The organism is Providencia zhijiangensis (assembly GCF_030315915.2).
GTDB classification, from domain to species: Bacteria; Pseudomonadota; Gammaproteobacteria; order Enterobacterales; family Enterobacteriaceae; genus Providencia; species Providencia zhijiangensis.
Genome location: NZ_CP135990.1, coordinates 1,259,476 through 1,283,252, shown reverse-complemented (window position 1 = coordinate 1,283,252; position 23,777 = coordinate 1,259,476). Strand labels below are relative to the sequence as shown.

Sequence of the window (23,777 nt, the reverse complement as noted above, 5' to 3'; positions counted from 1 at the left end):
ATTATGATAAATGTGACCTACATTTCGAGATAATCACAACCTACTGATATTCAAATGATTAAAAATAAATTCATTATTTATCAGTTAATTAAGTTTTTTTATTATCCTCTTTTTGAATTGTAAAATAACAAAAAAATGCACTACGTTTTACGGTAGTGCATTCATTTCACAACAAAATCATTATCAAATTATGGCTTACTTATCTCTTGGGCAATATCTGCCGCCACTTTCTGCCAACCACTCGCTAATGTTCTGACTAATTCAGGATAACCATCTTCTTGCTGTTCTAATTGGATATCAAAGTTGCGGCGTACAACTGTGTCGCCACGCATCAATGTCCAAAATCCCTGCACTAACACTTTCCCATCATAACGACCGTTAAATGCCGTTAGAGTGATATCTAACGTTTCAGGTGAGTTCTGCAAAGGTTGTAAAGAGATAAATCTATCTGGCAACGCAGAAGATAGCTCTCGCACCATTGATTGCCCCAATTGCTGCTCTAATGGACTAGCCCATAAATGCGCACTTGCGTTTGAATAAGCCACATCGGACGTTTGATAAGTGATCCCGTTTGATGTCAGCACATCCGCCAGCGTAATACGCTGCAGCCAGATTTGGCCTTTATCCATCACGGCCACAGATTGAACTTCAGGGGCCTTCATAGGTAATTGATAGTACATTTTCTCTGGGCTGCTACTACAAGCCGCCAGTAAAAAAACGCCTATGGCTAATAGATATCTCATTATTTTTTCACTCCTTTAGGCACAACGTCCTTACTTGGCTCAGCTTCAAATACGAGTGCATTGCTCTTATTATTCAGCGTACGCAGTAGTGGTTGTACTTCACGCAGTACTTGATCTAAACGCTGCATATCATCAACCATCTTATTATAAGCTGGTGAGCCCGGTTGGAAGCCTTGCATGGTTTTGTTCATCTCTTGCAGTGATTTTTGCATATCAGTCGGCAAGTTTTGGAACTCTTTGCTCGACAACAACTTATTCAACTGCGTGAACATCACATTCGCTTCTTGAACCAGTTTTTGACCTTCAGCCAATGTTTGAGTTGTTTGCTTTAACATAGGCTCAATTGGCATATTGTTGATTTTATCCAGCACGGCGATCACTTTCTGTTGGATCTGCGCTAAACCACCACTGTGTGTTGGAATAATTTTATAGCCTGCAATCACATAAGGGCCTTTATACTCTGGTACATCTGGAATAAAGTCGAGGTCGATATACAGTGCACCCGTTAATAAATTACCGGATTTTAACGAGGCTCTTAACCCATTTTTCATCGCCAGATTCAGTTCATTTTTCAAGTTAAAGTCTTTACCGACATCCTTAGAAAAACGCTCTGGTTCGATATGAATAAGAACAGGAATGCGGAAGTTATTATCCAGTGATTGATCCAGACCCGCTGTATAGAATGGCACTTGTGCCACTGTACCTAAGCGAATGCCGCGGAATTCGACTGGTGCCCCCGGCTGTAAACCGCGCACAGAGTCAGAGAAGAACAGCACAAAATCTTGATATTTGGTATATAGAGAATCTTGAATGCTGGTAGGATTATCAAAGAGTTCAAATTCTGCATTCTCTTTTACACCTTCACCTGGTACCCAGCCCTCAGGGACATCAAAACTCACACCGCCAGTCAATAATGTCGCCACTGACCCCATGGAAACGTGGACGCCTTGAGAGGACATATCAAATGCAATACCGCTATCTTTCCAGAAACGCACATTTGTGCTGATCAGCTTGTCATATGGCGCGTTAATAAATAGCTGATAACGCATATCGCGTTTATCCATATCAAAATTACTGGTTTCAACGGAGCCAACACGATAACCACGGAATAATACAGGGTCGCCAGCATTTAACTGCCCAGCTTTGTCACTGGTTAAAATAATGCGTTTACCTTTGGCATCTGGCGAGGCTAAAGGTGGAGTATCTAATAGCGTGAATTCAAAGTGTTCTTTTTTAGCCACGCCCGGTTGTAATTCAATATAAGCCCCGGATAACAGAGTACCTAGCCCTGTTACCCCATCACGGCCAATCGTGGGTTTCACTATCCAAAAGGCAGAATCCGAGCGTAGTAAGCCTTCCATTTCAGGATTCAAGCGCGCTTTAATAATCACGCGGCTAAAATTAGCATCGAGGGTGACGCTTTCAACCACCCCAATATCCACGCTACGACTTTTAATTTTGGTTTTACCTGCTTCAACCCCTTCCGCACTGTAAGTGATTAGCGTCACTTCTGGGCCTTGATGGCTGAAATGGTAAAACATGATCCAAGCACCGATGAGTAGAGTCACAATCGGGATCACCCAAACCGGTGACCAGCTCTTTAACTTACTCACTTTAGCATTGGCCTGTGGTGTTTCTTGATCTGTCACCCTGCGGCTCCTTCTTGTTCAACAGTCTTAACTGCATCTCTCTTTTCACAACGATCCCATGTTAAGCGAGGATCAAATGTCATAGCGGCAAACATCGTTAAAATCACCACTACACCGAAGAATATCACCCCTTGAGCCGGTACGATGCTCATCAGTTGCCCCATTTGAACCAGTGCAGTCAAAATGGTAATCACAAACACGTCGATCATTGACCAGCGACCAACATACTCCACCAGCTCATAAATAAAATGCATTCGATGAGGATCTCGGTTACCAAACCCTTTAGAGTCGAGGCATAGCCACGCTATACCAATCATTTTTAAGGAAGGCACCATAATACTGGCAATAAAAATAATCATAGCGACAGGGAATGAACCATCTTCCCAGAGAAGAATAACCCCATCCATAATTGTTGACGGTAGCTCACTGCCTATCGCATTTGTTGTCATCACCGGCAGAACGTTTGCGGGAATATAAAGCAAAATAGAAGTTAACAATAATGCCAAAGTCCACTGCAAACTTTGCTTTTTACGTACGCTACCATGGGCATGGCAACGCGGACATTCATGTTGGTCTGCAGGCAAAATTGCCGTACAAACTAGACATAAACGCACATCTTGGCTAATCCCTGTTTGCCCAACAATCAGCGACTTATTGAGTTTGGGCGCCTCTTCAATTCGGTTCCATAACCAATGTCGATCTAGGCACTGAAACGCTCGCACTTGCATCATACAAAATGCACAATAAGGGAGAAAACTCATCCCAATGCCAATATCACCATAAGCAATTAACTTAACAAAACTAACTAATACCCCCGCCAAAAAAATCTCCGCCATACACCACGATTTCATCTGAAAGAGAATTCGGGTTATAAGCACTTTTATTGATTTGGGAAGGTGAACCCGCAGTCCTAACAAGATGATAGTCACCATGCAAAACGCGGGGATAATCAAAGAAAAGAGGAGAAAAAACAGCGCTAAACCGCTGTAACGCGTCCCCATAATAATCTCGATGATTTGAAACATGGAGATTTCATTTTCAATGCCTGCTGCACTCATTTTTACAAATGGGAAAAGACAGGCAATCACCAGCATAATCAATGCACTAAATGCATATGCTGCGGGTTGCCTGTAAGGATAACGCCATTTGGATATGAGTGTTGTTTCACAACGCGGACATGTGGCTTTACTACCTTGTTCCAATTCAGGAACAGCAACCATCATGTCGCACTGTGGACAGAGCACATGTTCATGGGGCTCATGAGAACACAAGGTGTTTTCTCTCCTTTTGATTCAAGCCGTCATATCAACCGTTTTTCAACAGCTCTAGCTCCTGCCAACGATCAAACGCCTGTTCTAACTCTTGTTCTTTAACGGCAAGTGCAGTCAATGCTTGCTCAGTCACATCATGTGGCTGATTAAAGAAATCTGCATCGCCAATTTGTGCTTGAAGAGTTTCAATTTCCCCTTCAAGTTGCTCTAATTTCGCCGGTAATTGCTCTAATTCACGCAATAAATTATAGCTAAGTTTATTTGCACGTTTAGGGGCTTCTTTTGGCTTAGCCTCTTTTTCTGACGCAGCTACTTTACTGGTTTGCTCCGATTTCAGACGTACGGTTTGTGCTCTTTGCTGCTGAGCATCTTTATAGCCACCTACAAAGCGGTTAATTTCGCCATTACCTTCGAAAATCCAGCATTCTGTTACGCTGTTATCCACAAATTCCCTATCATGGCTAACTAGTAAAACGGTACCTTGATACCCATCCACCAGCTCTTCCAGTAACTCCAATGTTTCAACATCGAGGTCGTTGGTTGGTTCATCGAGGATCAGTAAGTTACTTGGTTTTAAGAACAAACGCGCTAATAATAAGCGGTTACGCTCACCACCGGATAACGCTCTTACAGGCGTCATCGCACGTTTTGGCGGGAACATGAAGTCTTGCAGGTAACCCAGTACATGACGAGGTTTACCATTAACCATGACCTCTTGCTTACCTTCCGCAAGGTTATCCATCACGGTTTTGTCTGGGTCAAGTACAGCGCGGTGCTGGTCGAAATATGCAACTTCAAGTTTAGTCCCACAGTGAACGCGTCCACTATCTGCTTGCAAATCACCGAGCATTAAACGTAACAGTGTGGTTTTACCACAACCGTTAGGTCCTACCAATGCAATTTTATCGCCACGCATCACTTGCGCAGAGAAATCCTTCACTAAAACTTTATTATCAACTTGATAATTAACGTTTTCTAACTCAAATACAATTTTACCGGAACGCGCGGCTTCGCCCACTTGCATACGAGCAGTACCCATCACTTCACGGCGCTCTGAGCGTTCTACTCGTAATGCTTTCAGCGCACGAACACGCCCTTCATTACGGGTACGGCGCGCTTTGATCCCTTGTCGGATCCAGGCTTCTTCCTGTGCTAATTTGCGATCAAACTCCGCATTTTGCATCTCTTCAACACGCAGCGCTTCTTCTTTATTGATCAGATAATCATCATAATTACCCGGCCAAGAAGCGAGCTGACCGCGGTCTAAATCGATAATACGGGTCGCCATATTACGAATGAAAGAACGGTCATGGGAAATAAAGACGATGCTACCTTGGAAATCTTTCAAAAAGGTTTCTAACCATAAAATGGTTTCAATATCCAAGTGGTTCGTCGGCTCATCTAAGAACAGCACGCGAGGATTGCAGACCAAAGCACGTCCTAATGCCGCTTTACGTAACCAACCACCAGATAATGAAGATAACTCTGCATCTGCTGGTAAGCCCAGTTTCTTCAGGACATCGTTAATACGCGAGTCTAATAACCAGAGATTTAAGTTATCCAGAACTTCTTGAAGATCTGCCAGCTTATTTAAGTTTTTCTCGCTTGGATCAGATTCCACCAGCTTAGCAACGTGGTGATAATCTTTTAAATATTGTGCTTGTTCAGCAACACCTTCTGCCACAAAGTCAAAAATAGTGCCTTCCACATTACGCGGCGGATCTTGCTGTAAGCGAGCAACAATCAAATCTTGTTCATAAGTTAATGAACCATCATCCAGTGGCTGCTCTTTCGTCAAGACACGCATCAAGGTCGATTTCCCTGCCCCGTTGCGACCCACTAAACAGACACGTTCATTATCTTCAATATGAATTTCAGTATTGTCTAACAGCGGCGCATCACTAAACGCGAGGTATGCGCCCGATAAATTAATTAAAGCCATTAATTCTGTTCCTTACTCTGCGTGGCTAATTAACCAGCAGTTGTGAATTTGACGGTTACGTGCGAAGTCTTCTGACAGTGTCTTAGCGGTGATTTCTTGTGCTTTTAAACCAAGTACAGTCAGTGCTTCGAGATCCATTTTGAATCCGCGCTTGTTGTTGGAGAACATCACGGTTCCACCACGACGCAGCATGCGTTTCAAATGGGTGATTAATTGCACATGGTCACGTTGAACGTCAAAGGTTCCATCCATACGTTTCGAGTTTGAGAACGTCGGTGGATCGATGAAAATCAAGTCAAATTGCTCATCGGTATTGGCTAACCAATTCAAACAATCCGCTTGCATTAGACGGTGCTGACGACCTGTAAGCTGGTTGGCTTGCAAGTTTTTCTCTGCCCACTCTAAATAGGTACGAGACATATCTACAGAGGTTGTGCTCTTAGCACCACCTAACCCAGCGTGAACGGTGGCAGTACCGGTGTAGCAAAAGAGGTTTAAGAAGTCTTTACCACGGCTCATTTCACCTAACATACGGCGAGCAATACGGTGGTCGAGGAATAACCCAGTATCCAGATAGTCAGTTAAGTTAACTAACAATTTAGCGTTATATTCATTCACTAAGAAGAAATCATCTTTCTGCGCTAATTTTTCGTACTGTTGTTTACCCTTTTGACGCTGACGGGTTTTCAGTACTAATTGATTCGACGTTAACTCAAGGACATTCATTGTCGCGGTGATCACATCGAACAGGCGCTGACGCGCTTTTCGCTCATCAACAGTTTTTGGCGGTGCATATTCTTGAATAACCACTTTGTCGCCATAAATATCCACGGCCACATTGTATTCAGGTAAATCCGCATCATACAGACGGTAGCAATCGACACCTTGCTGCTTCGCCCATTTCGCCAGTTTCTTCTGATTTTTACGTAAACGGTTAGCAAAATCTGGGGAAATTTCCGCAATGGTTTCTGATGGCGTTTCCGCTAACTGATAGTTTTTCTGTACGCAATCTAATGGACCATTTTTCGCTTTAAATTCACGTTCAGAACGTAATTGTAAGCAACTTAATAATTCAGGAGATGCGCTGAAAATCGATAAACGCCAGCCTGGGAAACGTGCTTTAACAATACGACCAAATTGGCTATGTAATGCGATTAATGCCGGTTCACTTTCTAGACGTTCGCCGTATGGCGGGTTACTGATAATGGTTCCCTTGATATCCGTTTTGACTGGGTTTTCCAGCGCCGCAGCATCACCATGATTGAAAGTGATTAAATCTTGCAATCCTGCACGACGAGCATTGGCACGCGCCATATCCAGCACACGCTTATCAATATCAAAACCATAGAAGCGGGAAGTGGTATCTTTCAAGCCTTGACGGAAACGTACCTGAGCTTCAGTAACAACTTCACGCCATAATTCAGGGTTATGTTTCAGCCATGCATTGAATCCCCAATGCTGGCGATATAATCCCGGCGCTCTATCCGCTGCAATCATTGCCGCTTCAATTAATAGTGTCCCAGAACCACACATTGGGTCGACCATTGGGGTATTTTTCTGCCAACCTGAACGGCTAATAATTGCTGCCGCTAACGTCTCTTTTAGTGGTGCTTGACCCGCTAAATCGCGATAGCCACGAATGTGCAGTGAATCACCGCTCAAGTCGAGTGCCACGCTTGCGCGTTCTTTATTTAGGTAAACGTTAATGCGAATATCGGCTTCTTGGCGAGCAACATTCGGGCGTTGGTCTAACTTACGCACAAAGCTGTCGACGATGGCATCTTTCACTTTTAATGCACCGTATTGGCTATTACGGATCTCTTCATTGGTTCCCGTGAAATGCACTACAAATGTGTCATTCACATCGAAGATTTCAGACCAATCAATCGCTTGGACACCCAGATATAAATCAAGGTCACTATAGACATCAAAATCATTCAGCGGTAATAAAATACGGGATGCCAGTCGACTCCACAGCAGACTTTGATACATCACACGGTCATCAGCCTGAAAATAGACGCCCCCTTGTGCCACTTTGCACTGGCTAGCGCCTAGCGCTTCCAATTCAGTTTTCAGTAGTTCTTCCAGGCCTCGAGCTGTGCTGGCAAACAGAAAATTCATAGTATTTATTACCGATTTCGATGAAAAATTGTTGCGCATTATAGCTAATCTCATGCACTTGTCATAAAGTTGCTGCACAACAATTATAGGATTAAAAAATGATTACGCTTTCGCGCCTGTATACACACCCAGTCAAGTCAATGAGGGGCATTCGTCTATCTCATGGTTACGCTGATATCAGCGGATTGACGTTTGATCGTAACTTTATGGTCACCACATTAGAAGGTAAGTTTATCACTGCGCGTAAATATCCGCAGATGTTATTATTTACCCCGGCTATGCTCAATAATGGGCTTTATCTAAAAGCACCTAATGGTGAAAGCGCCACCGTATTGTATCAGGACTTTAATGAGAAACAGAGTCCTACAGAAGTTTGGGGCAATCATTTTCATGCACTTATTGCACCTGATGAGATAAATAGTTGGTTAAGCAGCTTTTTTGACGAGCCAGTCCAACTGAGATGGCTAAGTCCTGAATTATCTCGTCGAGTCAAAAAGCACCAAGACATTCCCTTATCTTTTGCCGATGGCTACCCATTTTTGCTTATCAATGAAGCCTCCGTACAAGAGCTACAACGCCGCTGCCCAGCCAGCGTAAAACTCGAACAATTTCGCGGTAACTTAATTATTACCGGTGCTAAGCCGTTCGAAGAAGATAGCTGGAAACGCATTCAAATTGGTGATGTGATCTTCACTTTAGATAAACCTTGTAGCCGCTGTATTTTGACCACCGTCAGTCCAGAGAAAGGGATCAAGCACCCACACGCAGAACCGCTCGCTACGCTGCAAACTTTCCGTATGGATGACACTGGTGATGTGGACTTTGGGCAAAATGCATTAATTGAAAATACGGGGATCATCCGCGTAGGAGATACTCTCACCGTATTAGAAACTAAGCAGCCAAAACAATATCCATTACGCGATAGAGAAGCCCCTGTTATCCAGACCACAAAACCGACTCCAACTGCCGTGAATTTGGTTTTTGAAGAGATAGAATATATCGGAAACACAGAGCATGTGATCCTTGAACAGCTTGAATCTCACGGGCTTTCAATCCCTTATTCATGCCGTGCAGGAATTTGTGGACGTTGCCGAATTTCACTGCTTGAAGGGGAAGTCACTCCACTAAAGCAAAGCGCTATCAAAGATAATGGGGATATTTTGGCTTGTAGCTGTATTCCAAAAACTGCGCTCAAACTTGCATTTAATCAAGCCGATTAAATAGAAATAAAGCCTCAACTAAGAAAATAATTTTTTAGTTGAGGCTCTTAATTAAAGATAAATTCATCTCATATTCTTCAGCTACATTTATCGTATAAATTTTATCATGCCTATTTTTTCATTTTATTTATTTTGCATGGAAACTTTATTCAGTATAAAAGCAATCAAAATACGAATATGATCATCAGTGATCAATTACATGGCATTTCCATATAATAGGCGCTTGGTTTTCGACTGATAATGCATCATCCGATCGTTCATGATCTTAATTGGATCACAGAATCGCAAAGTACGATCCGGTAATTCTAATGATGCTTCTGCTAATAAACACAAGCTTGCTGAATGGCCCGCTTCTGCAATAATAAATGTTGAATAAACATTGCTATTTTCTAAGCACACTTGAATTAACTGACCACGTTCTGGTGCACTCATAAAATGGAAACTGGAAAAATACCAACTTTTTGGCATTTGCGGCTTTAAAAAGCGGTAAGCAACTAGGCTATTTAAGACTAATTCCGCTCTCTCTTCATAACTAATATTTAATCTCTTGGCTTGCTCATCAAATAAATAAAACTCTGCTGCATCTTCAATACTAAAAGGCATTTCATTTTGTGCAGAAACAGTCAACATTTTAGCTGGAAAACAAGACCGAAATATCATGCCGTTGGCGAGATCTAACATCACTCTGTCATGGTCACGATCAAAATACCAACGCCAATGATCATCAGGTTTAATATTCATAAACGATCCTTTAGCGATGTTATAAGCAAATAAGCTTTGTTTGGATCCTTTATTAAGATCCCTTTAAACATATCTCTGTTATATCCTAAAGCTTAAAAGAAAAAGATACACGACAGACTGATCAATATAAGCAAACATCAATGTCGACTTTTTAATAACGAATTAATCAGATGAGCGTGAACTATATGCCGCACAACTACACGTATAACTTGTCATTTAATGGATATAATTTATGTTCAATCTTAATATAGGATAAAAGGGGGAATAAATAAACCCCCTTGTATAATTAATCACCATTTTTTAGATGTGATTAACAATATCCTTTATTAACTTTGGTCCGTGGTAAATAAAACCAGAATAAATTTGGACTAATGATGCCCCTGCTTCCATTTTTTCTCTGGCTGCAGTTAATGAATCAATACCGCCAACACCAATAATTGGTAACTTTCCATTTAATTCATGGGAAATAAGTTTAATGACTTGGGTGCTTTTTAATTGTACCGGACGACCACTTAAACCACCCGCTTCATTACAGTAATTTAAACCTTGAACTAAAGAGCGATCCAATGTGGTGTTCGTCGCAATAACGCCATCAATATTATGTCTCACTAAACTGTCAGCAACTTGCACAATTTCTTCTTCAGTTAAATCCGGTGCAATTTTAACCGCAACAGGGACATATTTCTGATGGAGTGATTGCAGTGCTAATTGCTTCTCTTTAATGCCACTTAATAAATCATCCAGCGCTTCCCCATATTGTAATGTGCGTAATCCAGGGGTGTTTGGTGATGAAATATTAATCGCGATATACCCTGCGTGGGCATACACTTTATCCATACAAATTAAATAATCGTCTTTACCATGCTCAACGGGCGTATCTTTATTTTTACCAATATTAATCCCGATAATCCCGCCGTAAGTTGATTTTTTAACGTTCTCAACCAGGTTATCAACCCCTTTATTGTTGAAACCCATGCGGTTAATAATCCCTTCCGCTTCAACAACTCTGAATAATCTTGGTTTGTCATTTCCATCTTGAGGACGTGGTGTAACGGTTCCAATTTCGACAAAACCAAATCCCATTGCACCAAACGCATCAATGCACTCGCCATTTTTGTCGAGTCCTGCGGCTAAGCCTAATGGATTTTTAAAGGAGAGTCCCATACAGGTAACGGGTTTGGTTGCAATGGATTGACGAAGAAGGAATTGGAGAGGAGAGTGGTTTAAACGCTGAAGCTGACGAAACGTTAATTCATGGGCCTTTTCAGGGTCGAGCTGAAACAGTGCCTTTCGGGCAAGGTGATATAACATAGCTATTAACCTACTTTCTGTCTAAGTACGATTGAATATGCATTTCTCTACACGACACACTCAAACTCAGCGCGTGCAAAAATACCCCCAAACCTGTTTTACCAAATAGGGTTTGTGAGTATACAAGTGAGATTGGCTTGATAAAACGGCACATATGCTACCCCAACTGTGGGGTAATAATCCATGAAAATATCACTAAAAGTGCTAATTGTTTTGATCTTCTACCATAAAAAAGCCCTTAGACTCGAAAATCTAAGGGCTTACATGCATTTATTCTAAGAATTAACTGCCTACTATCCTAAGAATTAACTTTCTAGCGCTTTGGTTATCTTCTCAAACAGATCCCCAGAGAGATTTTCTAACCCTTTCAGTTTTTCTAGAACCTCGCGCATTAAACCTTGGCGCTTCGCATCATAACGTTTAAAACGGATTAATGGCTCAATTAATCGCGATGCCACTTGCGGGTTACGGGTATTCAGATCCACTAAGATCTCATACAGGAATTGATAACCGCTGCTATCTTCCGCGTGGAAGTTCACTGGATTACCCGCCGTAAATGAACCCACTAGTGCACGGACACGGTTCGGGTTAGTCATGCTAAATGATCGATGATTTAATAATTCACGGACTTTTGCCAGTGTGTTTTTAGCTGGATTGGTACCTTGCAGCGTAAACCATTTGTCCATCACCAAGCCATCATGGTGCCAGCGATCATCAAAATCTGCCATAAGCGTTGCATGACATGGCAAGCCCGCTTCATTTGCAGCGGTTAATGCCGCGAGTGAGTCCGTCATATTATCCGCACTGCGGTATTGCGCTTCTACCAGCTTATTCGCCAACTCACGGTCGTCCGCTGCCGCTAAATATTGCAAGCAAGTATTACGCAGTGAACGCAGCGCAATATCTCCGTGATCAACACGATATCCATCAATATTAATCGAGCGATAGACCGTTAAGAACTCATCGTGCATTTCATTCGCTAGCGTTGAGTGGATAAAATCAATCGCGTTATGGATTGCCACAGGATCAATAACCGTAAACAGCTCCGCAATTTCATTTTCTGAAGGCAGAGTCAAAATTAAAGCGGCTAATGCAGGGTCAATATTGTCACTGAGTAATACCGCGCGGAATGCATCCACTACATGCTCAGGCAGAACTAGCGCTTCCCCTTTATGCAGTTTTTCTACGTTAATTTTGGCATAGTTATTAATCAGTTGCTGCGCCGCATCCCAGCGAGAAAATTCATTGCTCGCATGCTGCATTAAAAATGCCAGTTGTGCATCCGTGTATGGATAATCCAGTTTTACTGGCGCAGAAAACTCACGTAATAAAGAAGGCACCGGGCGAGAAGTCACATGGTCAAATACAAAACTTTGTGACGCTTGAGTGACATTTAAGACTGAGTTCACCAAACTTCCATCACGTTTAAGCGGGATCACCGCACCATCTTCACCATACAGTTCGATATCCAATGGAATATGCAGAGGCTGTTTTTCTGCTTGGTCGGCAGTTGGTGGCGTCATTTGGCTAACATGCAGCGTATATTGTTGCTTCTCTGGCGAGTATTCATCACGAACGGTCAGCACTGGCGTTCCTGATTGGCTATACCAGCGACGGAATAGGGATAAATCCACATTCGATGCATCTTCCATCGCCTGTACGAAATCATCACACGTTGCTGCGCTGCCATCATGGCGATGAACATACAGCTGGATCCCAGCTTGGAACATCTCTTCTCCAAGCAAAGTGTGGATCATGCGGATGACTTCAGATCCTTTTTCATACACTGTTAGTGTATAAAAGTTGTTCATTTCGATCACTTTTTCAGGTCGGATCGGGTGAGCCATCGGGCTTGCATCTTCTGCAAACTGCGCCGCACGCATCACTTTAACATTATTAATACGGTTAACTGAACGTGAGCCTAAATCAGAGCTAAATTCCTGATCACGGAAGACGGTCAACCCTTCTTTTAAACTTAATTGGAACCAGTCACGGCAAGTAATTCGGTTGCCTGTCCAGTTATGGAAATATTCGTGACCAATCACAGATTCAATATTCAGATAATCTTTATCGGTGGCGGTTTCGCTTTTTGCTAAAACGTACTTCGAGTTAAATACGTTCAGGCCTTTATTTTCCATTGCGCCCATGTTGAAGAAATCAACAGCAACAATCATATAGATATCAAGGTCATATTCTAAACCGAAACGCTCTTCATCCCATTTCATTGCATTTTGCAGGGATTTCATTGCCCATGGCGCACGGTCTAGGTTGCCTTTATCAACAAACAGCTCTAATGCGACTTTGCGACCAGTACGAGTCACAAACTCATCACGTAAAACATCAAAGTCCCCGGCGACCAATGCAAATAAGTAACTTGGTTTCGGGAATGGGTCTTCCCATTTTACCCAATGGCGACCATCATCCAGTTCACCTTCCGCGATGCGGTTACCGTTAGAAAGTAAATAAGGATAGCGGGATTTGTCTGCTGTAATTTTGGTGGTGTAACGCGCTAAAACATCAGGGCGATCTTGGTAATAAGTAATGTGGCGGAAACCTTCAGCCTCGCACTGAGTACACAAAGCTTCACCAGAAACATATAAACCTTCTAATGCACTGTTTTTTTCAGGGCTAATCTCATTAATAATACTCAGTGTAAACGCATCTGGTAGCGATTCAATGATAAGCTTGCCGGATTCTTCTTTATAGTTTGTCCACGCTTTACCATCGACTTCAAGGCTAATAAGAGTTAAATCTTCACCAAATAATTCTAAGGTAGAAGATTGCGGATTAAGGCGTTTTACCTTACTGATAGCGGTCACTTTGGTTTTGGCGGGATCAAGGTCAAAATCAAGGGATATTTCTGTAATTGTATAATCAGGTGCTTGATAATCTTGACGATATTTCGCTTGTCTTAACTGAGTCATAGGTAACCTTTTTATTCGTTATATCCGTGTCATAGTCTCTTTCTACTGTATACAATACTATAAGATGAACTAATGTGAATCGACTTGAGAAACATTTTCATCACAAATTGCGATGTTTTTCTATTATTCCCCATCAAATTTATGAGAGTAGTATCCAACTTTGTGGGCGAGCGGTTTGCCTGTTGGTGCTATAGATCTATTAAATCTAAATTTACATGTTAGTATCATTCGGTGATTATTGTTCTGAGTATGTTATCGAACAGTAAATGAAGATTCGTTTAGAATAATGACCACGTTGAACGCGTTTAACTCAACAGTTAATTGGGTGGATTAAAGTTGAATTATCTTCCAACAACATACAGATAGAATAAAACTTCTATCTTTTGTTAAAGCGGGTATACTTTTTCAACTTTAACGATTTAGCAATTAGTCAGCTCCGCGAGGAACTCTGCGCGCATGAATTTAGACGTAACACCGATTATTACATCACTGCTGGATACCGATGCTTATAAGCTTCATATGCAGCAAGCCGTTTTTCACCGCTACAACCAAGTTCCCGTTGTCGCTGAATTTCGTTGCCGTAGCAGTGATATTTTAGGTGCCTATGCCAATGAGATTGAACAACAGATCCAATTGATGGCACAGCTTTCTCTTTCGGATGATGAATATCAGTACCTACGTACTCTGCCCTTTTTCACCGAAGATTACCTTTCGTGGCTAAAAACATTCCGCTTTAATCCTGATCAAGTTGTCGTAAGCGTCGCTGATAATGGTCAACTGGCCATGCGCATCAGTGGCCCATGGCGCGAAGTCATTATGTGGGAAGTGCCACTATTAGCGTTAGTGAGTGAGATTGTTCAACGTGACAGACACTCTACCATTACCGCTAATGATGCCGTTAACCAACTTCACAAGTTACTGGAACTGTTTTATCAAGAAGCCAGCGAACGCCAATTGAATCTATCCGGTTTTAAATTGATGGATTTCGGTACTCGCCGCCGTTTTTCCTATGAAGTGCAAGCGGCTATCGTGGGCATGCTCAAGCAAGAATTCCCTTATTTAGTGGGAACCAGTAACTACAAATTGGCTCGCGAATTGGGCTTAATGCCTGTCGGTACTCAAGCGCATGAATGGTTCCAAGCTCATCAACAGATAAGCCCTGAACTCGCCAATAGCCAACGTGAAGCCCTACAAAGCTGGCTAGATGAGTACCCAAATCATCTAGGTATCGCCCTGACCGACTGTATTACGATGGATGCATTCCTGCGTGATTTTGACCGCGAGTTTGCTAATCGTTACCAAGGATTACGCCACGATTCTGGGGATCCTATTGAATGGGGTGAAAAAGCCATCGCCCATTATCAGAAATTGGGTATTGACCCACTGAGTAAAACATTGGTGTTCTCCGATAATTTAGACCTGCAAAAAGCCTTAGAGCTATACCACTATTTCCATAAACGGATCAATTTAGTGTTTGGCATTGGCACAAGGCTCACTTGCAACATTCCGAATGTGGTTCCGATGAATATTGTGATCAAGCTGGTAGAATGTAATGGCAAACCCGTTGCTAAATTATCCGATAGCCCCGGAAAAACCATCTGTGAAGATGATGAATTTGTGAATCAGCTACGCAAAGCCTTTGACCTTCCTAAAATGGAAAAAGCCTGCTAAAAACAAATTAATAACCCGATAGCGATTTTTTACTTGTTTCCTGCCAAATGGCAAGTAACATAGCAGATTACCCCTGAAATATGGGATTTCGGAAAAGATGTCGGGTTATCGCTTTTTCTTATCGTGAGTTTTCTTCTTATATAGTGTTTCTTCGTAAACCCTTAAGCAGTCAACCCCAATAACGCATACCCGTCATCTCATATCGTTAATATTATTTAAAAGAGAGTAATTTTTATGATCGTTGCGCCTGTAGTCGATGTACTGCAAGGCCGTGTGGCGGTGGGCTCTGAAGTCACCGTTCAAGGCTGGGTACGTACAAGGAGAGATTCAAAAGCTGGTTTTTCTTTCCTCGCCGTTTATGACGGTTCATGCTTTAACCCATTACAGGCTATCATCAATAATAATTTATCTAATTATAATGACGAAGTCCTGCATTTAACCACAGGCTGCTCTGTGGAAGTCACTGGTGTCGTGACCGAATCTCAAGGTCAAGGCCAATCTTTTGAATTGCAAGCAACGGCAGTAAAAGTCGTTGGTTGGGTTGAAGATCCTGACACTTACCCAATGGCTGCCAAACGCCACAGCGTCGAGTTTTTACGTGAAGCCGCTCACTTGCGTCCACGCACTAACTTAATCGGTGCTGTTGCACGTGTTCGCCACACATTAGCGCAAGCTCTGCATCGTTTCTTTGATGAGCAAGGTTTCTTTTGGGTATCTACCCCTCTCATCACTGCATCAGATACTGAAGGTGCGGGTGAAATGTTCCGTGTTTCTACACTGGACTACAACAATTTGCCGCGTAATGACAAAGGCGAAGTGGATTTCAGCGAAGATTTCTTCGGTCGCGAAGCCTTCTTAACGGTTTCTGGTCAGTTGAACGGTGAAGCTTATGCCACTGCATTAAGCAAAATCTACACCTTTGGTCCAACTTTCCGCGCTGAAAACTCCAACACCAGCCGTCACTTAGCTGAATTCTGGATGTTAGAGCCTGAAGTGGCATTTGCTAACTTAGATGACATCGCCGGTCTGGCTGAAAAAATGCTGAAATATGCATTCAAAGCAGCATTAACAGAGCGTCGTGATGACCTTGAATTCTTTGCTGAACGTGTTGATAAAGACGTGATTAACCGTCTGGAACGTTTTGTGAATTCTGATTTTGCACAAGTTGACTATACCGATGCGATCAAAATCCTCGAAACCTGCGGTCAGAAATTCGAAAACCCAGTTTACTGGGGTGTCGATATGTCTTCTGAGCATGAGCGTTACTTAGCTGAGCAACACTTTAAAGCGCCAGTGGTGGTTAAAAACTACCCGAAAGATATTAAAGCTTTCTATATGCGCCTTAATGAAGACGGTAAAACCGTTGCCGCGATGGACGTCTTAGCCCCTGGTATTGGCGAAATCATCGGTGGTTCTCAGCGTGAAGAACGTTTAGATAGACTGGATGCACGTTTAGAAGAAATGGGCATGAATAAAGAAGATTACTGGTGGTATCGTGATCTGCGCCGTTACGGCACTGTGCCTCATTCCGGTTTCGGTCTTGGTTTTGAGCGTTTAATTGCTTACGTCACTGGCGTCAGCAACGTACGTGAAGTGATTCCATTCCCACGTACCCCAAGAAACGCGGCATTCTAATGCCAATTGCCCATCATACGGCTTAAATGGTTATTCATATCGGGTCACTGAGTGGCCCGATATTTTTATCCCCACTGTTTATCACTCGTTTTTTATCAAAAACGTTATACCCAAGCAGGTCGCTGATACTGATTTATCGCTAGCTATTGGCCCTGACTGAATATTTTGAGAGCACCGTCACAGTTTTTCTTTTATTGCCCTATTTTTTGCTTTTTTATTAACGATTCCTATTCCGACTAAGAATAATCTGCTTTGAGCGTGTTACCATTCTTATTTGTCAGTACACTTTTCCCTCATCAATGAATGATATCGTTCGAAAAAAGTTCAATTTGTCTTTCAAAAAAGTTCCCTCTTTTTTGTAAAATTTTTTCAACTGGTAAGACGAGTGATTATTTTTTGCTCTATTTTTTACATTTTGAAACACCTTGTTACCATTTGTTTCAGAATCTTCGTTTTTGTAGCATTTTGGGGGTAGATAAATTTATCTACCAATGGAACACTGGACGCCGACTAAAGACGACACTAATCTCTCATAAATAGTTCAAAAGAAATTTATGGATTATTTTTGGCAGTGGCAGGTGTCCGAATAACACCAATGAGGGTAATAATAATGATGAAACGCAATATTCTTGCAATGGTTATCCCAGCTCTGTTAGCTGCTGGTGCAGCAAACGCAGCTGAAATCTACAACAAAGACGGCAACAAATTAGACCTGTACGGTAAAGTTGACGTTCGTCACTACTTCGCTAACGCAGAAAGCGGCGAAGACGGCGACGATTCACGTGTTCGTTTAGGTGTTAAAGGTGACACTCAGATCACTGACCAACTGACTGGTTTTGGTCGTTTCGAGTGGGAAACTAAGACAAACAAAACTGAAAACAACAACGATAACAAAAACCGTTTAGCATACGCGGGTCTGAAATTTAAAGATTTCGGTTCTGTAGACTACGGTCGTAACTACGGTGTTATCTATGACACGAACGCATGGACCGACGTTTTCCCATTATGGGGCGGCGACACCATGGCTCAGTCTGATACTTTCATGACTTCACGTAACCGTAACCTGGCTACTTACCGTAACAACAACATGTTTGGTTATGTTGATGGCCTGAGCTTCGCCCTGCAATACCAAGGCAAAAACACTGATTCTAACAAATCAGGTGTTTCTGCACAGGACAAAAATGATGTTTGGTCTAACGGTTACAAAGACAACGGTGACGGTTACGGTTTCGCAACAGCTTACGACTTAGGTTGGGGCGTAACTCTGGGTGGTGGTTACTCTAACTCTGCTCGTACTGAAGCTCAAAAAGCTCTGACTTCTACTGCACGCGGCGAACGCGCTGAAGCATGGAACGTTGGTGCTAAATTTGACGCTAACAACGTATACTTAGCAGCTATGTACGGTCAAACTCTGAACACTACTCACTACGGTTCAGATCACCGTATCGCTAACAAAACTGAAAACGTTGAATTAGTGGCTCAATACCTGTTCGATTTCGGTCTGAAACCATCTATCGGTTATAACCAATCTAAAGGTAAATCTTTAGGTTTCACTAGCCGTGCTGGTGACAAATATGAGAACCAAGATTTAGTTAAATACATCTCTGTAGGTTCTTACTACTACTTCAACAAAAACATGTCTGCAGTTGTTGATTACAAAATCAACCTGCTGAAAGACAACGACTTCACTAACGAAACTGGTCTGATGACTGACAACGTAGTTGGTCTGGGCTTAGTTTACCAATTCTAATTATCAGTTAACTGATAATCTGAAAACAGTAAATCATGTTTTTGAAAGCAGCGCTCCGGCGCTGCTTTTTTATTGCTGGTATTTTATATTCCCCATTATCGAATCTGCTAACCGTCTTATTTGTTAATAATTCCACTAATTAGATTAACTCACTGGTCTATACTCAATTTTTGGTTAAATTTGATGTAATGGCTATCTAGCTCACAAGATCACACCAATTTTTAGTAAAACAATTGGCAAAAACCCTCTTCCAAGTTACTCTGATGGCTCGACATTTTCCGTTGTACCTCTTTTCAGCTAAACCACAGAGTTTTGGAATCGACAATATGTTTGAGAAAATCATTTCTGCCCCAGCTGACCCTATCCTCGGTCTTGCTGATAGTTTCCGTGCTGATCCTCGCGATAACAAAATCAACCTCGGTATCGGTGTCTACAAAGACGAATCAGGTAAAACCCCTGTTCTAGACACCGTCAAAAAAGCAGAGAAATTCCTGCTAGACAACGAGAATACCAAAAACTACCTTGCGATTAGCGGAATGCCGGAGTTTGGTCGTGTCACTCAAGCGCTGCTGTTTGGTGCTCACCATGAAATCATCAGCTCACAACGAGCTCGTACAGCGCAAGCACCTGGTGGTACAGGCGCCCTGCGTATCGCAGCCGATTTCATTGCTAAACAAACTAACGCAAAGCGTGTTTGGATCAGCAACCCAACGTGGCCTAACCATAAGAATATTTTCGAAGCTGCTGGCTTAGAAGTACTGACTTACAATTACTACGATGCCGCCAACCACGGTATGGACTTTGCTGGCATGCTAAGCAGCCTGTCATCTGCGGTTGCTGGTGATGTGATTGTTCTTCATGGCTGCTGCCATAACCCAACCGGTATTGACCCAACGCCAGAGCAATGGACTCAACTAGCTGCTCTGTGTGCTGAAAAAGGGTTATTACCTGTATTCGACTTCGCTTACCAAGGCTTTGCGAAAGGTTTAGATGAAGATGCGGAAGGCTTACGCATTTTCACCAAAAATAACCCAGAAATGATTGTGGCAAGCTCATTCTCGAAAAACTTCGGTCTGTACAATGAGCGTGTGGGTGCATGCACCATCATCGCAAAAGATAGCGATAACGCTGAGCGCGCATTTAGCCAAGCGAAAGCGGTTATCCGTGCGAACTACTCTAACCCACCAGCACACGGTGCGGCGGTGGTTACCACTATCCTATCTGATGAAACATTAAAAGCTGAGTGGATCCAAGAACTGACTTCGATGCGCGAGCGTATTAAACGTATGCGTCAACTGCTGGTTAAAACATTGGAAGAGAAAGGCGCTAAACAAGACTTTAGCTTCATCATCAACCAAAATGGTATGTTCTCCTTCAGTGGGCTGACTAAAGAGCAGGTAGAGCGTCTACGTAGCGAATTTGGTATCTATGCAGTGAGCTCTGGCCGTATCAACGTAGCTGGCTTAACACTGGAAAACATGGTTCCTCTGTGTGATGCTATCGTAAAAGTGCTGTAAAATTTCACTTTTAGAGTTATATACATTGAAAACACCCCAACTTGGGGTGTTTTTTTATGCTCGAGCCTAATAGAAATTATTTAAAAATTGCTGAGTATGTAAAACAGTATCCCAACGATTTTGCCTATGTGCCGGCGAAGCGGCTAAATCAAAATTGTGTTCATACTCGACACGCTGTTCAACGAGTCGTTGAACTAAAAGATCAAAGGTGTTATCCATCTCTTGAGCAGAAAAAGCCGCGTGATTATCAATATGTTTCACATCCAACATACTGGTAACATTCATTGGATTTTCTTTGAATAGAATAGAAACCTTACGTCCATTTTCTGATTCAAACATCATTTTAGAAATATCATCGGATACTTTAGTAAACTTCGGCGTCTGTTTGAAATTAATCAACACCACCTGATTCACCCCATGGTAATCCTCAATTGTCACACTGCCTTGTGCATTACCATTAATAATATAAAGATCGTTTCCCATTCCCCCCATAAGCCTATCGTCGCCCCGAGTTGAAATCAGAACATCTTGCCCTTCTCCTCCTTGCAAAATGTCATTACCCTCACCACCCCACAAAACATTTTCCCCTCCTACCATCAGCAGCACGTCATTTCCATCGCCACCTTTGACAATACGGCCCTGTTTACTTTGATCACTAATGAGATCATTATCCGCTAGCGCATCAATAAACCATTGGCCTCTAGGAGTCTCATTTGTGAGATGCAAGATATCGACACGTGATGTTAGCTGAATAGGCTTAGGAATATTTTTCTGTAAAACATATAACTCATTAGCTGGCTTCCAATCCTCTGCTAGGCCTAATTTTTGTGCCGTCGTGAGTTTATTAGCGAAATGTTGTGCCAATGACTCAAATCCATTATTGAGTGCCGCTTGAAAGGCTTCCGGAGGTTCATCGAGTAAATGAACTTTCACCGAGCTATCACTGCCCTCTTTAGGTTGCTTAATCTGTACAAAATGTTCATGACTCGAAAAATAAATATGATAAGTATGTCCATCAGCATCGGTTTCAGTGAGAAAATGAGCGTCAAAATTAAGCAAAAATAGTTGATTATTCCCCTGAGTATCATCGATGTAAGTGACGCCGCTTTTGTTTCCATCAATAAGATAATGGTCATCACCCGCTCCCCCCATCAAGACATCCGTTCCGTGATCCGATAGCAATAAGTCTTGTCCCGTCCCTCCGGTCAAGAAATCAACGCCTGCACCACCATAGAGAACATTGTGCCCGTTTTCTGCTCTGAGGGTATCATCGCCATCACCACCCAGCAGGACATGGCTCATTACACTATTGTCAATAATCACATCATCCCCATCCTGACCGTCTATCACTCTTTGTTCAGAAATATAACCATGAGGGACAATAATTTTGTCATTGTCGTCAGTGGATTCAGCTACCGTTATTAATGGTGTAATGGTTCCCTGCCCATCATTTAAATTAACGGTAAATAAATGACCATGTTTATCTTGTATTAAAACTGCATTGCTTGTTTTTTCATTAAACTGCTTAAATTGAATAGCCAGTTGTGTCTGCAAAAATCTATCTTTTAATACCAACCGAGCGCCTTCCATTTTTAATTGATAGCCATTCACAACCGGCAACAATAAAATGACTTTATCCTGATCGGTGTATTGATGATTAACTTCTGAGAAATCAAAAATAATATCCCCATGCTCGTAGTCTAATTGGCTAATTTGATAGGCATCTTGCCCCAGACTCACTTTTATTTGGCTGCCTGACGTAACATGAGAAACAATGTTATTTTTTTCATTACCTCTATAGGTTAAATTTTTTGCCGCTCCCAAGGGTAATAACGTTCCCCATGTAGAGGAAACATAGGTATGCTTTCCATCAATAACGAATTCGCCTTTGACCTCATCAATCAAAAAAGTTTTGTTATCGGAACGGTGAAGTTGATCATTAACTTGTAAATAATGGATATTGAATAGCTTGTCGCGATAAACAGATGAAGTGTCTACGGGCAATTGAGGTAACTCACTCGTTAGGATAAATCCATCATGTTGTAGTGGTTTAATAAATTTGGCCACCTGAACAGAGGTGATATGCTCACCTCAGAACAACACAGGTGCCTTAATGAAAAAACGAAATTTCAGTGCAGAATTCAGACGTGAATCAGCCCAGCTGGTTGTGGATCAGAACTATACAGTTGCAGATGCCGCGAAAGCCATGAATGTCGGGCTTTCCACCTTGACGCGGTGGGTAAAGCAATTACGGGACGAACGGGCAGGCAAAACACCGAAAGCATCCCCTATCACGCCGGAACAAATTGAGATACGTGAGCTGAAGAAAAAAATTCAACGTATTGAAATGGAAAACGAAATATTAAAAAAGGCTACCGCGCTCTTGATGTCAGACTCCCTGAACAGGTCTCGGTGATCGGGAAACTCAGAGCGCATTATCCTGTGGCCACTCTTTGCTGCGTGTTCGGAGTTCACCGCAGCAGCTATAGATACCGGGAAAACCGGCCTGACAATCCGGACGGCAGGAGAGCCGTATTACGTAGTCAGGTTCAGGAGCTGCACGGCCTCAGTCATGGCTCAGCAGGTGCAAGAAGTATCGCTGTAATGGCAACACACAGGGGCTTCCGGATGGGACGATGGCTTGCCGGACGGCTAATGAAGGAGATGGGGCTGGTGAGCTGTCAGCAGCCTGTTCACCGGTATAAACGTGGCGGTCATGAACACATTGCTATCCCGAACCACCTTGAGCGACAGTTCGCAGTGACAGAGCCCAATCAGGTATGGTGCGGCGACGTAACGTATATCTGGACCGGTAAACGCTGGGCATACCTGGCCGTTGTACTCGACCTGTTCGCAAGGAAACCCGTGGGCTGGGCAATGTCATTTTCTCCGGACAGCAAACTGACAACCAAAGCGCTGAAAATGGCATGGGAAATACGAAATAAGCCATCCGGGCTCATGTTCCACAGTGATCAGGGTAGCCACTATACAAGCAGGCAGTTCCGACAGTTACTGTGGCGATACCGGATAAAACAAAGTATGAGTAGGCGTGGTAACTGCTGGGATAACAGCCCGATGGAGCGCTTCTTCAGAAGTCTGAAAAATGAGTGGGTGCCGGTGACCGGCTACATCAGCTTCAGTGAAGCAGCCCATGCAATAACGGATTATATCGTCGGGTATTACAGCGAAGTCAGGCCGCATGAATATAACGGTGGATTACCACCAAACGAATCAGAAAACCAATACCGGAAAAACTCTAAAACCGTGGCCAATTTTAGTTGA

General features: G+C 42.7%; 15 protein-coding genes. 6 read left to right on the top strand and 9 right to left on the bottom strand.

Annotation, left to right across the window (positions count from 1 at the left end):
• Positions 1-188: 188 nt before the first annotated feature.
• Genes pqiC through rlmKL form a run of 5 tightly spaced genes read right to left on the bottom strand, consistent with a single transcriptional unit; the run spans position 189 to position 7,726 of the window.
• Positions 189-743 (bottom strand): membrane integrity-associated transporter subunit PqiC, encoded by a 555-nt coding sequence (gene pqiC / locus QS795_RS05690; protein ID WP_286272637.1) that lies wholly within the window; start codon positions 741-743, stop codon positions 189-191.
• On the bottom strand, positions 743-2,392 hold the full coding sequence (pqiB, locus tag QS795_RS05685) for an intermembrane transport protein PqiB (protein WP_181478305.1): 1,650 nt from the start codon (positions 2,390-2,392) through the stop codon (positions 743-745). The genes pqiC and pqiB overlap by 1 nt, the downstream gene beginning before the upstream one ends.
• The gene (gene pqiA / locus QS795_RS05680; RefSeq protein ID WP_154604228.1) at positions 2,389-3,663 is read right to left on the bottom strand and encodes a membrane integrity-associated transporter subunit PqiA; all 1,275 of its coding nucleotides are present in this window, start codon (positions 3,661-3,663) and stop codon (positions 2,389-2,391) included. Before pqiA ends, pqiB begins: the two co-directional genes overlap by 4 nt.
• A 34-nt stretch (positions 3,664-3,697) precedes the next feature.
• Positions 3,698-5,605, bottom strand: a complete 1,908-nt coding sequence (locus tag QS795_RS05675; RefSeq protein WP_318627022.1) for an ABC transporter ATP-binding protein — start codon at positions 5,603-5,605, stop codon at positions 3,698-3,700.
• Between the two features lie 12 nt (positions 5,606-5,617).
• Positions 5,618-7,726, bottom strand: a complete 2,109-nt coding sequence (gene rlmKL, locus QS795_RS05670) for a bifunctional 23S rRNA (guanine(2069)-N(7))-methyltransferase RlmK/23S rRNA (guanine(2445)-N(2))-methyltransferase RlmL (RefSeq protein ID WP_286272633.1) — start codon at positions 7,724-7,726, stop codon at positions 5,618-5,620.
• A 98-nt stretch (positions 7,727-7,824) separates the two neighbouring features.
• On the opposite strand from rlmKL, the gene QS795_RS05665 reads away from it, so the two are divergent.
• A complete protein-coding gene (locus QS795_RS05665; RefSeq protein ID WP_154604231.1) occupies positions 7,825-8,946 on the top strand; it encodes a YcbX family protein in 1,122 nt (373 codons plus the stop codon).
• 195 nt (positions 8,947-9,141) lie between these two features.
• On the opposite strand, the gene QS795_RS05660 is transcribed toward QS795_RS05665, so the two are convergent.
• From QS795_RS05660 to pepN, 3 genes are all read right to left on the bottom strand, one after another.
• Positions 9,142-9,687, bottom strand: a complete 546-nt coding sequence (locus QS795_RS05660; RefSeq protein ID WP_154604232.1) for a cell division protein ZapC — start codon at positions 9,685-9,687, stop codon at positions 9,142-9,144.
• A 300-nt stretch (positions 9,688-9,987) separates the two neighbouring features.
• The gene (gene pyrD / locus QS795_RS05655; RefSeq protein WP_286272629.1) at positions 9,988-10,998 is read right to left on the bottom strand and encodes a quinone-dependent dihydroorotate dehydrogenase; all 1,011 of its coding nucleotides are present in this window, start codon (positions 10,996-10,998) and stop codon (positions 9,988-9,990) included.
• A 305-nt stretch (positions 10,999-11,303) separates the two neighbouring features.
• On the bottom strand, positions 11,304-13,922 hold the full coding sequence (gene pepN, locus QS795_RS05650) for an aminopeptidase N (protein WP_286272628.1): 2,619 nt from the start codon (positions 13,920-13,922) through the stop codon (positions 11,304-11,306).
• Between the two features lie 456 nt (positions 13,923-14,378).
• Here pepN and pncB point away from each other — a divergent pair, with 456 nt between their 5' ends.
• The 4 genes from pncB to QS795_RS05630 all read left to right on the top strand — a co-directional run bounded on the left by pncB (position 14,379) and on the right by QS795_RS05630 (position 20,495).
• Entirely contained in the window at positions 14,379-15,593 is a 1,215-nt protein-coding gene (pncB, locus tag QS795_RS05645; RefSeq protein ID WP_286272626.1) for a nicotinate phosphoribosyltransferase, read from the top strand.
• 234 nt (positions 15,594-15,827) lie between these two features.
• On the top strand, positions 15,828-17,228 hold the full coding sequence (gene asnS / locus QS795_RS05640; RefSeq protein ID WP_154639102.1) for an asparagine--tRNA ligase: 1,401 nt from the start codon (positions 15,828-15,830) through the stop codon (positions 17,226-17,228).
• A gap of 610 nt (positions 17,229-17,838) precedes the next feature.
• On the top strand, positions 17,839-18,978 hold the full coding sequence (locus QS795_RS05635; protein ID WP_286272625.1) for a porin: 1,140 nt from the start codon (positions 17,839-17,841) through the stop codon (positions 18,976-18,978).
• Positions 18,979-19,304: 326 nt separating this feature from the next.
• Complete coding sequence (locus tag QS795_RS05630; RefSeq protein ID WP_286272624.1) at positions 19,305-20,495, top strand: amino acid aminotransferase; 1,191 nt, start codon at positions 19,305-19,307, stop codon at positions 20,493-20,495.
• Between the two features lie 66 nt (positions 20,496-20,561).
• Here QS795_RS05630 and QS795_RS05625 read toward each other — a convergent pair whose 3' ends face one another.
• Positions 20,562-22,562 (bottom strand): calcium-binding protein, encoded by a 2,001-nt coding sequence (locus tag QS795_RS05625; RefSeq protein WP_318627020.1) that lies wholly within the window; start codon positions 22,560-22,562, stop codon positions 20,562-20,564.
• 46 nt (positions 22,563-22,608) lie between these two features.
• Between QS795_RS05625 and QS795_RS05620 the strand changes: the two genes are divergently transcribed.
• Positions 22,609-23,777 (top strand): IS3 family transposase gene (locus tag QS795_RS05620; RefSeq protein ID WP_166685554.1). Its coding sequence is split into 2 segments (ribosomal slippage): positions 22,609-22,858 and positions 22,858-23,777, totalling 1,170 coding nucleotides; the frame shifts between segments, so codons are not numbered across the junction.

Excerpts from the sequence above, each read along its gene's own strand:
- pqiC (WP_286272637.1), bottom strand. The coding sequence starts at position 743 with ATGAGATATCTATTAGCCATAGGCGTTTTTTTACTGGCGGCTTGTAGT.
- QS795_RS05675 (WP_318627022.1), bottom strand. The coding sequence starts at position 5,605 with ATGGCTTTAATTAATTTATCGGGCGCATACCTCGCGTTTAGTGATGCG.
- rlmKL (WP_286272633.1), bottom strand. The coding sequence starts at position 7,726 with ATGAATTTTCTGTTTGCCAGCACAGCTCGAGGCCTGGAAGAACTACTG.
- QS795_RS05665 (WP_154604231.1), top strand. The coding sequence starts at position 7,825 with ATGATTACGCTTTCGCGCCTGTATACACACCCAGTCAAGTCAATGAGG.
- QS795_RS05660 (WP_154604232.1), bottom strand. The coding sequence starts at position 9,687 with ATGAATATTAAACCTGATGATCATTGGCGTTGGTATTTTGATCGTGAC.
- pyrD (WP_286272629.1), bottom strand. The coding sequence starts at position 10,998 with ATGTTATATCACCTTGCCCGAAAGGCACTGTTTCAGCTCGACCCTGAA.
- pepN (WP_286272628.1), bottom strand. The coding sequence starts at position 13,922 with ATGACTCAGTTAAGACAAGCGAAATATCGTCAAGATTATCAAGCACCT.
- pncB (WP_286272626.1), top strand. The coding sequence starts at position 14,379 with ATGAATTTAGACGTAACACCGATTATTACATCACTGCTGGATACCGAT.
- asnS (WP_154639102.1), top strand. The coding sequence starts at position 15,828 with ATGATCGTTGCGCCTGTAGTCGATGTACTGCAAGGCCGTGTGGCGGTG.
- QS795_RS05635 (WP_286272625.1), top strand. The coding sequence starts at position 17,839 with ATGATGAAACGCAATATTCTTGCAATGGTTATCCCAGCTCTGTTAGCT.
- QS795_RS05630 (WP_286272624.1), top strand. The coding sequence starts at position 19,305 with ATGTTTGAGAAAATCATTTCTGCCCCAGCTGACCCTATCCTCGGTCTT.